Origin of the sequence: Pseudoalteromonas sp. SR41-1 (assembly GCF_014164015.1) — a bacterium.
Lineage (GTDB): Bacteria > Pseudomonadota > Gammaproteobacteria > Enterobacterales > Alteromonadaceae > Pseudoalteromonas > Pseudoalteromonas distincta.
Map to the genome: position 1 here is coordinate 1 of NZ_JACJEK010000036.1, position 10706 is coordinate 10706.

A 10706-nucleotide genomic window follows, 5' to 3' on the forward strand; every position below is an offset into this window, starting at 1 on the left:
CGAAGGATGCAACCCGTATTTTTGCGTTGATAAACAGCGCGTATTAGTTAAGTTTTTCTCTAATACGTGCAGATTTACCAGAACGCTCACGTAGGTAGTAAAGCTTAGCACGGCGAACTGCACCGCGACGCTTAACTGCTACGCTATCAATAAGAGGGCTGTGCGTTTGGAATACACGCTCAACACCTTCACCGTTCGAAATTTTACGAACTGTGAATGCTGAGTGAAGACCACGATTACGCTTAGCGATTACAACACCTTCAAAGGCCTGTAGACGCTCTTTAGCACCTTCTTTTACTTTTACCTGTACAACCACTGTATCACCAGGGCCAAATGCAGGTACGTCTGTTTTAAGCTGCTCATCTTCAAGCGCTTTAATAATATTTTGGTTTACTTTTGCCATTATGTTTCTCACTTTCCTAGGTGTAACTGTCTTCTAGCCACAAGCTTTTTGGTACTCTTGCTGAAATTCTGCGAGTAATACCGCTTGCTCCTCAGTCAGAGCTAGGTTATGCAACAAGTCAGGACGTCGTAACCAAGTTCTACCTAATGACTGCTTAAGCCGCCACTTTGCTATCTCTTGGTGGTTTCCGCTGAGTAATACAGCAGGAACCTGTTTGTCGTCCAATGTTTCTGGTCGTGTATAGTGTGGACAATCTAACAAGCCATCCGAAAACGAATCTTGTTCTGCTGACTGGTTATGACCTAACACACCTGGCACTAATCGCGCTACTGCGTCAATTAATGTCATGGCAGGTAGTTCACCACCACTCAAAATAAAATCACCAATTGACCATTCTTCGTCAACATATGATTCTATTATTCTCTCATCTATACCTTCATAGCGACCGGCAATCAAAATCAGTTTATTAGAGTTAGCGAGTTCGCTAGCGCCCTGCTGATCAAGTTTGCGCCCTTGCGGGGACATATAAATTACTTTAGCGCCATCACCAGCTGCTTTTTTAGCTTCGGCAATCGCTTTTTTTAATGGCTCAACCATCATTAACATACCTGGTCCGCCCCCGTAAGGACGGTCATCTACGGTTCTATGCTTATCTAAAGCGTAGTCTCGCGGATTCCAACAGTTAAAATCAATTAAACCATTTTTTACTGCGCGACCGGTAACACCTTGGTCTGTAATAGCGTCAAACATGTCTGGAAAAAGGCTTATCACCCCTACCCATAATGAACTAGTTTGCGTCATTAAAACCCTGGATCCCAATCTACGGTAATTTCTCTTGCGTCGTATTTAACTTCTTTGATAACTGAATCAGTTAAAAAAGGAATCAAACGTTCAGCTTGACCAAATGCGTCTTTACTGTTTGCTTTCACAACTAGTACGTCATTTGACCCTGTCTCCATAAGGTCATCAACAATGCCTAAGCTATAACCTTTATCGGTTACAACAGACATGCCAATGAGATCTCGCCAATAGAACTCACCTTGCGGAAGTTCTGGTAAATGCGCTGCATCCATTGAGATTTCAGCATGGGTATAAGCCATTGCTTCGTCTCGGTCGTTTATCTGCGCAAATTTAGCGATAAAGCCTTTGTTGTGGCGACGCCAGTCGACCACTTCTAAGGACTGCCATTTACCTTGCTGCCCTATCAACCACGGGCTGAAATCGAAGATCCCTACGGGATCATCAGTAAATGAATGTACCTTAAGCCAGCCCTTTATACCATATGGGGCACCGAGCTTTCCTACGACAATTATTGATGAGGTGTTCTCTTGACTCATGGTTACACTTACGCCTATTAAGCCGCTTTACGAGCGTCTTTTACTAACTTAGCTACGCGATCTGAAAGAGATGCGCCCTGACCTACCCAGTGTTCAACACGTGGTAAATCTAAACGAATTTTTTCTTCTTGACCTGAAGCAATTGGGTTAAAAAAGCCTACTTTCTCGATGAAGCGACCGTCACGCGAGAAACGGCTATCCGCAACCACAATTTGATAGAAAGGGCGTTTTTTAGCGCCACCACGTTGCAAACGAATAGTTACCATACCGTCCTCTATAAAGATTGACTGTTTTCATTAATAAGATTTACTCCCCAGAATGGGGAGCTGGGGAATTGTACGAGTTTTTGGCAATAACGCAAGTAAGAAGTGAAGCAAAAAGACAGTTTAGTAGGTTAAACCGTGATCTCAACGACAAATTAGGGTTAAAGGTGTATTACATGCATAATTTATTCAACAAAAAAGGAGCTATTTGCTCCTTTAAATATGATTCGCTATTGTTTTAAAAAATAACTCAAAAGTATTTTTTAAAACTTAGGACCACCTCCACCCATCATCCCAGGTGGTAACATGCCTTTCATACCGCGCATCATTTTAGTCATGCCGCCTTTACCTTTCATCTTTTTCATCATTTTTTGCATTTGCGTAAACTGCTTAAGCAACTTATTAATCTCTTGTACTTGTGTGCCAGAGCCTGCTGCTATGCGTTTTTTACGCGAACCTTTAATGATTTCTGGACGTGCGCGCTCTTTTTTAGTCATTGAGCTAATAATAGCTTCCATTTGGATAAATGTTTTGTCACCCATTTGGCCTTTAACAGCATCTGGTAAGTTAGACATACCAGGGAGCTTATCAAGCATCGACATCATGCCACCCATATTTTTCATTTGCTTTAATTGATCAGCAAAGTCGTCAAGGGTAAAACCGGCACCTTTAAATACTTTTTCAGCAACTTTGGCAGCTTGCTCTTTATCTACTTTCATTTCGACTTCTTCGATTAATGAAAGTACATCACCCATACCTAAAATACGCGACGCTATACGGTCTGGATGAAAAGGCTCTAGTGCGTCAGTACGCTCACCCACACCCATAAATTTAATTGGTTTGCCTGTGATATGACGAATAGATAAAGCAGCACCACCACGTGCATCACCATCGGTTTTTGTTAATATTACACCGGTTAGTGGCAGGGCTTCGTCAAATGCTTTAGCTGTATTTGCCGCATCTTGACCCGTCATTGCATCAACAACGAATAAAGTTTCAATTGGGTTGATTGCTTTGTGAAGATCTTTAATCTCGTCCATCATGTTGCTGTCAACATGTAAACGACCTGCGGTATCAACAAGTACTACATCTATAAATTTCTTTTTAGCATGAGAAATTGCAGCGTTTGCAATATCCACTGGCTTTTGCGAAATATCACTTGGAAAGAAATCAACGTCAACTTCTGTAGCAAGCGTTTCTAGCTGTTTAATCGCAGCAGGGCGATAAACATCGGCACTTACTACAAGCACTGATTTCTTTTTGCGTTCTTTTAAAAACTTAGCAAGCTTAGCTACACTGGTGGTTTTACCCGCACCTTGCAGACCCGCTACCATAACAACGGCTGGCGGTTGTGCATTTAGGCTTAGCTCTTCATTGGCCTCACCCATTGCTTTTTCTAGTTCTTCACGCACTATTTTTATAAATACTTGGCCTGGGCTTAAGCTTTTTGTAACTTCAACCCCAACTGCACGTTCTTTAACTTGTTTTACAAACTCGCGAACAACAGGCAGTGCCACATCGGCTTCTAAAAATGCCATACGCACTTCGCGAAGTGTGTCTTTTATGTTGTCTTCAGTCAGACGGCCACGGCCACTGATATTTTTTAAGGTTTTACCTAATCGTTCTTGGAGGTTCTCAAACATGTAACGGTTCCGATAAGACGTTTATATCAATCCATTAAAATTTTACGGTTAGTTTGATTTTCAATTAACCAGGATTGACTTATTAAGTTTCAATTAAAAGTAGTATACCGTATATGGCGTCTTACAATACAGTGTTCAAGTGCACCTTGTTGAGTTTCTTTTTTTAAGGTCTATGCATTTGCTTTGCTATAAAATACAATGGCTATATAACAACAAGGATTATTTTGTCTCAAATTAAGTGGCCCAAGCACAATGCTGATTATTAGTTTAACTATTATTGCCAGTTTATTTTATGTGTTAGCAACGTCTCACGTGCTCTCACGCCTGTTTCATCAACAAGGCCCTAGCCAAAAGGTAACCGTCATATTGAGCACGGTTGCTATAGTGGCGCATATGCTGCTGTTAGTTAACTCTGTTTTTAGATCCGACGGTCAAGACTTAAGTATTGTAAACGTCTCCCTTTTAACATGCTGGGTTATTGTAGTTTCAGTAACAGCTGTGTCGCTAAAGTTCCCTGCCACTTTATTATTGCCCGTTGTTTATGGTTTTGGTGCTTTACTTACAATTGCCAGTTTATTTATTCCTCATCATATTTTACTGCAAAGCATTAATATTGAGGTTGGCTTAGTAACACACATTTCCTTATCCCTATTGGCCTACTGTATTTTAATTATTGCTACTTTATATGGTGTACAGTTCTACTTTATTGATAAACGTTTAAAACGTAAAGATTTAGCAATTGTGCATAGTCACCTTCCGCCTTTGATGGTTGTTGAGCGCCAGCTTTACCAACTCCTTAATTTAGGCACCATATTACTCACGTTCGCATTACTCTCGGGGTTTGTATTTCTTGATGGGATGTTTGCTAAAGAGTTCATTCATAAAACGATATTGTCGTTAGTTGCGTGGGCTATTTTTGCCATTGTAGCCATCGGGCATATGAAAAAGGGTTGGCGCGGTAAACCTGTGGTTATTACGATCATGGTCGCTGCATTTGTCCTCACACTCGCATATTTTGGCAGCCGTTTCATACAAGAAGTGATACTAAATAAGTTTTAACTTGACTCTGCTTGCTCACTCTAGCTTAATACGCATTGATTTATAAGAAAAGGATCCATCGTTGGACGACATATCGACAAGTACCCTATTTATCATTTTAGGTTTTTTGGTGCTTTTTTCTGCTTATTTTTCTGGTTCAGAAACCGGAATTATGTCAATCAATCGTATACGCCTGCGACACCTCGCTAAAGAGGATCATCGTGCAGCTAAACGAGTCAGTAAATTACTTAGCCGTCCAGATAGGCTCATCGGTTTAATCTTAATTGGCAATAATCTTGTCAATATAGCTGCAGCTCAAGTTGCTACCATTATAGGTATTCGCCTTTACGGTGACCTTGGTATTGCTATCGCTACGGGTGTGTTAACTTTAGTCGTGCTTATATTTGCCGAAGTAACACCTAAAACTCTTGCTGCCCTCTATCCTGAAAAAGTTGCTTTTCCAAGCTCAATAATACTTAAAGGGTTACTAAAAATTCTTTTTCCCTTTGTTGTTATCGTTAACTGGATGACCAACGGGATATTGCGATTATTTGGTATTAGTGCCGCTCAAATCGACGAGCACAGCATGAGCAAAGAAGAATTAAAAACAGTGCTCAATGAGTCAGGCGCACTTATCCCTGCTCGCCATCAAAGTATGCTGACCTCAATTTTAGATTTAGAGCAAGTAACCGTTGAAGATATCATGATCCCACGCAACGAAATTGTGGCTATTGATATTAATGATGATTGGAAACTAATTAGTCGCCAGCTTACCCATGCACAACATACTCGCGTGTTATTGTATCGCGACAATATAGATGACGCAGTAGGCTTTATTCACTCTCGAGATGCACTTCGTCTACTTACAAAAGAGCAATTTGATAAACCATCTTTGCTGCGTGCTGTACGCGAAATTTACTTTATCCCAGAGGGAACATCACTTAACACTCAGCTGTTAAAGTTTCAGCAGTCTAAAGAGCGTATTGGCTTAGTAGTAGACGAGTATGGCGATATTCAAGGTTTAGTAACGCTTGAAGATATTTTAGAAGAAGTTGTTGGCGATTTTACAACTACACAAACTCGTACGCCAAGCGAAGAAGTAGAAACACAAACTGATGGCTCTTGTATTGTAGATGGCGGCGCTAACGTACGCGATTTAAATAAAGAGATGGGTTGGGATTTCCCACTAGACGGCCCAAAAACTTTGAGTGGTTTAATTGTTGAATACTTAGAAGATATTCCCGATGCAAATATTAGTCTACGTATTGCGGGCTACCCTATTGAAGTACTTGAAGTAAAAGAGAATATGATAAAACAGGTGAAGATTCAGCCTAATAAGCGTTCTCGCTAAGTATAAAAGGAGCCGATTGGCTCCTTTTTTATATCCATTAATAACTCTCTAGCCAAATATAAGACGTTCAAACCAACCTTTATCAAGCTCGTCTTCACAGCGTTTTAATTGCGCGCCATAACGGCTCGCTCTGTGTTTAACTTTATTTGCTACACCCATTAACCACTTTTTCTTTTTATATGTGCCACGCTTATAGCCACCCCAACCTTCATGATAATTAAGGTATTGTGCGTAAGCATCCCATTTAGAGATTTTATTTACTTTATGCGTTTTATAAACAAACCACGCCATAAAGTCGATTGCATCGTCAAAGTCGTCTCTATCAGCACCATTGTTGCCTGTTTCACGAATATAATCTGACCATGTTGGTGTTTTAGCCTGTGAGTAACCATAAGCATCACTTGCGCGACCGGTTGGAATTATCCATAAGAAGTACTCCATAGGCGGAGCGGCATCATGCTTAAATGAGCTTTCCTGGTACATCATACTCATGAGTACATGCTTAGGAGAACCCCATTTTTCTTGCGCATCTTTTGCGTCAAAATACCAATCAGGTTTTTCTTCAAAGATTTTACATAGATCGTTAGGTTGTTTTGGAGGGGCTGTAGCACAACCAGCTAAAGTAATGGCAAGAGATAAAATAATTGCATTTTTTTTCATTTTTCTAAGATCTCACAGAACTTTTCTAAAAAGTGTGGGTCTGACTCAATGAATGCAGCAGTACGGCATTAGTTCATCCCTGAATATATATTTACGCAGCCTACTTAGGCTGCGTTTTTTTTGCTTAAATTTTACTAAGTATTAAGATTATTTACCGCCAAAATACGCATCTAAAAAGGCGGTAAATGACTGGGTATCTGCTTGCTCAATTGCAGTTTGTGCTTCGTTAGACTCTACAACTTGTTGTTCCAGCCAAGGCTTTAAAAACTCACTGTAATCAGTGTCTGCGTGGCTTTGTTTGTATTTATTAGCCAGTGCTAGTGCAAAGTGACCGTTGTCTAAACCAGACTCTTTTAATTGCGACACGTAACGTCCAGAATAAGTAAGCTCTGGATTATGCACCCACGTTGCCATGCGCTTTATAGTATCGGAGTAATAATTAACACCATAAGCATTATCCATCCATTTAGCGACATCAGTGAGCTGTGCAAATATTTCATCGCCCCACGACTGAAGACTACGCTGTGTGTTATTAAAGTTAAGCATTAGCCCTTCTTCTCGACCTTGATTGACTACTGTGTCGAGGTTTTCAGTACTGCGTGCTTGTTCTTTCCAATCCATTGGAGCTGAATCTTTTAATAAACAATACGTTAAAAACACATCTAAAAAGTGAATTTGCTCAATATCAATACCAACTTCGCTAAACGGATTAACGTCTAATGCGCGAATTTCTACGTATTCAATGCCTGCTCGAAGCAGTGCATCTGTTGGCGTTTCGCCACTTTTAGCATTACGCTTAGGACGAATTGGCGAGTAAAATTCGTTTTCAATCTGCAGAATATTTTTATTTAACTGCTTAGGGTTTTCACTCTTGTAGTCATCAAGATCACCATAAATTTCTGATGGTGTGTTGATTGCTTTTTTAAGGCCTGCTACATATTCATCTAACGAGTTATACATTACGCGTAGTGACGACTGAGCGCTATTTGTATAACCTAAATTGCCTAAACGCAGTGCCGTACCAACTTCTAAGTAAAGTGTACCTTTACCTAGTTTTTTAAATGGTAAATCGGTTTTTCGACCTTGTAAAAATGAGTTACACAATGCTGGCGATGCACCAAACATGTAACTTATTAGCCATAGTTCGCGTTTAAAGTTACGAATAAGTGCTAAATAACCTTCTGAAATAAAATCTTGAAGGCTAGCATTGCTTTTTTGTAACGAATGAAGCGATTGCCAAAGCGTATCTGGGAATGAAATATTAAAGTGAACACCTGCAATTGCTTGCATCATACTTCCGTAACGATTTTTTAACCCTTCACGGTATAGTGTTTTCATTTGACCAGTATTTGAACTACCAAATTGAGCTAAAACAATATCATCTTGGTGTTCAATAAAGCATGGCATACTAATAGGCCAAAGCAGTTCATCGTCCATTTTTTCTAGAGTGAACTTTTGAAGATCTTTTAATTGCTTAAGAGTTTGCGTTGACGACTCACTAACTGGAGTAATAAATTCAAGTAAAGATTCAGAAAAATCAGTTGTGATATGGCCATTAGTTAATGCACTGCCCACCCCTTTTGGATGGCCTTTAGGTGATATAGCACCATTCTCTTGTATTCTTAGCGACTCTCGCTCTATGCCACGTTTAATGCCTTTAACTGCATGTTGGTGCTCATTTACTGATAACGCTTCAAGTGCGTTAGCTAAATCATGTGTTGTCAAAAAATCTTTCCTCGGGCCACGTGGCTTAATCATAAGGTTATGGGGACTAATTACTTAGACTCAAGATTAATACCAATTTTTATTGAAAATATGATCATTGTATCGCATTAAATAGCGCATTCACTGCGTTGAAAATTACTCATATAGAACAACTACATGTCATAATTTTCGCCTTGCTATTGTGCTATTTTCTTAGCGCTATAATAGATCACTTATTTAATACAACTGGTATAAATTGCTAAGAACTATATAACTTTTCAAATTTAATAATTATTTCCCCACTTTATACATGCACTTAATATGACCAACATCATTATATTAAGTCGTAATATTGCCATTGCTATGTGCATTATACAAATGCTTTAAATACGTATTTAATTATAAATCAAATAAGTAAAATATCAGCTTAAAGTAATAGACCGGAACTTATGCAAAATCAGTTCAATTTAGCTGTCCGGTATTTAAACTTGATCTAGATCAATAAATACAATTATTTGTCTTATGAGCATAGAAGGAAGGACGCTATTTTTTGCTTTGTAGAGTGTAAGCAATATAATGACTGCAACAATAAAGGATGATAATAAATACAATGCACAATGATAAAAGCTTAAAAAATGAAGAAGTATACTTTGATGAATCACAAGAGCTGGTTTCCACTACTGATCTTAAAGGTGTAATAACATACGTCAATCAAGCGTTTTGTGCTGTAGCAGGATATAGCGCACAAGAGCTTATCGGTCAGCATCATAATATTGTTCGCCACCCTGATATGCCAAAAGCAGCCTTTAAAGAAATGTGGGCAACATTAAAACAAGAACACTCATGGCGCGGTATGGTTAAAAACCGCTGTAAAGATGGCCGCTATTACTGGGTAGATGCCTTTGTAACCCCCATTTTTGAACATGGCCGACTTGTTGGTTATCAATCTGTAAGAACCAAAGCAAGCTCTCAACTTAAGCACCGTGCACAAACACTTTACAACAAAATAAATACCAACAAGTCATTATTTAAACTACGAGAACACACCACAATACGACAAAGCCTTACTTTTATAAGTCTATTATTTTGGCTGATTTTTATTGCTGTCGCGGCATCAATCACCATTGCTGCAATTAGCCTATTTATTTGTGCTTTAGTTATTGTGCTAAATTATGACGAACTCATTGTTACCCCTAAAATATTACGCGAACAAAAAGCAAAAGCCGATTCAATCTCTCGTTATATTTACAGCGGCCATACACCGCACAGTGTAAGTGATTATAGAGAGCAAATGCTAAGTGCAAAATTGCGCACAGTTCTTGGCCGTATGAAAGACTCAACATTAAGCTTTAATGGCATCGCGACTGATTTAGACAAACAATCAACACTCACCGAAAAAGGGATTTCTTCTCAAGGTGAGCGTTTAGAACAAATTGCATCAGCGATGACTCAAATGAGTTCTACCATTGGTGAAATATCAGTAAATACCGCTCAAACAGCGGATAAAGTGAATAACACCCATCAAAGTTGCTCAGAGATAAAAGACCACATTGCTGATAATAGTAAAATGGTATCTGACTTAGCTTCTCAAGTAGAACAAGCTGCAAATACAGCCACCAGCTTAGCCTCTGAAGCAGATAAAATTGGTAAGGTAATGAGTGAAATAGAAGGAATTGCCGATCAAACTAACTTACTTGCTCTTAATGCAGCGATTGAAGCAGCTAGAGCGGGAGAACATGGTCGAGGCTTTGCTGTAGTCGCCGATGAGGTAAGGACTCTTTCGTCACGCACTCAAAATGCTACGACACAAATCCATAGTTCTATTAAAGAAATACAAGACACTTTATTTAGCTGGTCCAAAGTAATGCAAAGCACTAAAGCACAAGCCGATAACTGTGTTTTGACAACCGATAAAACCCAAGTTGAATTAGAGGATATTTTTATCCAAATCAGTGAAATATCTCACTTGGCAATACAAATATCATCCGCTGCAGAAGAGCAACAAATGGTTAGTAACGACATTAGTAATAATGTTTCGCAAATTAAAGACTTTGGCGATAACAACTTAAGTTTAAGCTTTAATGTGGCAATAGGTGCAGCTGAGCTTGTTGAAGGCTCACGTAGAGTGAATGATTTATTACTAACCTTTAAAGTTTAACAAACATAAAAAAGCCGCTATTTTAGCTGTCTCTTGATCACAAGTCTGACTCAAGAGATTTTGCTAAATCGTAGCCTTCCAGGATGGCTTGTAACTTAAGCCATCCTTGCCATAACACTTTCACAGATGCACGCCCTGTGCGCTTGGTA

The 10706-nt window shown here is 39.3% G+C and carries 10 protein-coding genes; 3 read left to right on the top strand and 7 right to left on the bottom strand.

Features of this window, described 5'->3' with window-relative positions; all coding sequences use genetic code 11:
• Positions 1–43: 43 nt before the first annotated feature.
• The 5 genes from rplS to ffh all read right to left on the bottom strand — a co-directional run bounded on the left by rplS (position 44) and on the right by ffh (position 3646).
• Positions 44–403: a 50S ribosomal protein L19 gene (gene rplS, locus H5118_RS20070; protein ID WP_002962189.1), complete on the bottom strand. Its 360-nt coding sequence runs from the start codon at positions 401–403 to the stop codon at positions 44–46.
• A gap of 33 nt (positions 404–436) precedes the next feature.
• Complete coding sequence (trmD, locus tag H5118_RS20075; RefSeq protein WP_002962190.1) at positions 437–1204, bottom strand: tRNA (guanosine(37)-N1)-methyltransferase TrmD; 768 nt, start codon at positions 1202–1204, stop codon at positions 437–439.
• Entirely contained in the window at positions 1204–1740 is a 537-nt protein-coding gene (gene rimM / locus H5118_RS20080; RefSeq protein ID WP_024596584.1) for a ribosome maturation factor RimM, read from the bottom strand. Before rimM ends, trmD begins: the two co-directional genes overlap by 1 nt.
• Before the next feature lie 17 nt (positions 1741–1757).
• A complete protein-coding gene (rpsP, locus tag H5118_RS20085; RefSeq protein WP_002962192.1) occupies positions 1758–2006 on the bottom strand; it encodes a 30S ribosomal protein S16 in 249 nt (82 codons plus the stop codon).
• 260 nt (positions 2007–2266) lie between these two features.
• A complete protein-coding gene (gene ffh / locus H5118_RS20090; RefSeq protein WP_002962194.1) occupies positions 2267–3646 on the bottom strand; it encodes a signal recognition particle protein in 1380 nt (459 codons plus the stop codon).
• 252 nt (positions 3647–3898) lie between these two features.
• Between ffh and H5118_RS20095 the strand changes: the two genes are divergently transcribed.
• Both H5118_RS20095 and H5118_RS20100 read left to right on the top strand, forming a co-directional pair.
• Entirely contained in the window at positions 3899–4705 is an 807-nt protein-coding gene (locus H5118_RS20095) for an inner membrane protein YpjD (protein ID WP_002962197.1), read from the top strand.
• A gap of 61 nt (positions 4706–4766) precedes the next feature.
• Entirely contained in the window at positions 4767–6035 is a 1269-nt protein-coding gene (locus tag H5118_RS20100) for an HlyC/CorC family transporter (protein WP_002962198.1), read from the top strand.
• 48 nt (positions 6036–6083) lie between these two features.
• On the opposite strand, the gene H5118_RS20105 is transcribed toward H5118_RS20100, so the two are convergent.
• Both H5118_RS20105 and gshA read right to left on the bottom strand, forming a co-directional pair.
• Positions 6084–6695: a transglycosylase SLT domain-containing protein gene (locus H5118_RS20105; RefSeq protein ID WP_002962200.1), complete on the bottom strand. Its 612-nt coding sequence runs from the start codon at positions 6693–6695 to the stop codon at positions 6084–6086.
• Positions 6696–6842: 147 nt separating this feature from the next.
• On the bottom strand, positions 6843–8420 hold the full coding sequence (gene gshA / locus H5118_RS20110) for a glutamate--cysteine ligase (protein ID WP_182695839.1): 1578 nt from the start codon (positions 8418–8420) through the stop codon (positions 6843–6845).
• Positions 8421–9009: 589 nt separating this feature from the next.
• On the opposite strand from gshA, the gene H5118_RS20115 reads away from it, so the two are divergent.
• On the top strand, positions 9010–10557 hold the full coding sequence (locus H5118_RS20115; protein WP_182749923.1) for a methyl-accepting chemotaxis protein: 1548 nt from the start codon (positions 9010–9012) through the stop codon (positions 10555–10557).
• Positions 10558–10706 lie beyond the last annotated feature (149 nt).

Bases quoted from the DNA above. Each gene is read 5' to 3' on its own strand.
- rpsP (WP_002962192.1), bottom strand. From the start codon at position 2,006: ATGGTAACTATTCGTTTGCAACGTGGTGGCGCTAAAAAACGCCCTTTC.
- rimM (WP_024596584.1), bottom strand. From the start codon at position 1,740: ATGAGTCAAGAGAACACCTCATCAATAATTGTCGTAGGAAAGCTCGGT.
- ffh (WP_002962194.1), bottom strand. From the start codon at position 3,646: ATGTTTGAGAACCTCCAAGAACGATTAGGTAAAACCTTAAAAAATATC.
- H5118_RS20095 (WP_002962197.1), top strand. From the start codon at position 3,899: ATGCTGATTATTAGTTTAACTATTATTGCCAGTTTATTTTATGTGTTA.
- trmD (WP_002962190.1), bottom strand. From the start codon at position 1,204: ATGACGCAAACTAGTTCATTATGGGTAGGGGTGATAAGCCTTTTTCCA.
- H5118_RS20105 (WP_002962200.1), bottom strand. From the start codon at position 6,695: ATGAAAAAAAATGCAATTATTTTATCTCTTGCCATTACTTTAGCTGGT.
- rplS (WP_002962189.1), bottom strand. From the start codon at position 403: ATGGCAAAAGTAAACCAAAATATTATTAAAGCGCTTGAAGATGAGCAG.
- H5118_RS20115 (WP_182749923.1), top strand. From the start codon at position 9,010: ATGCACAATGATAAAAGCTTAAAAAATGAAGAAGTATACTTTGATGAA.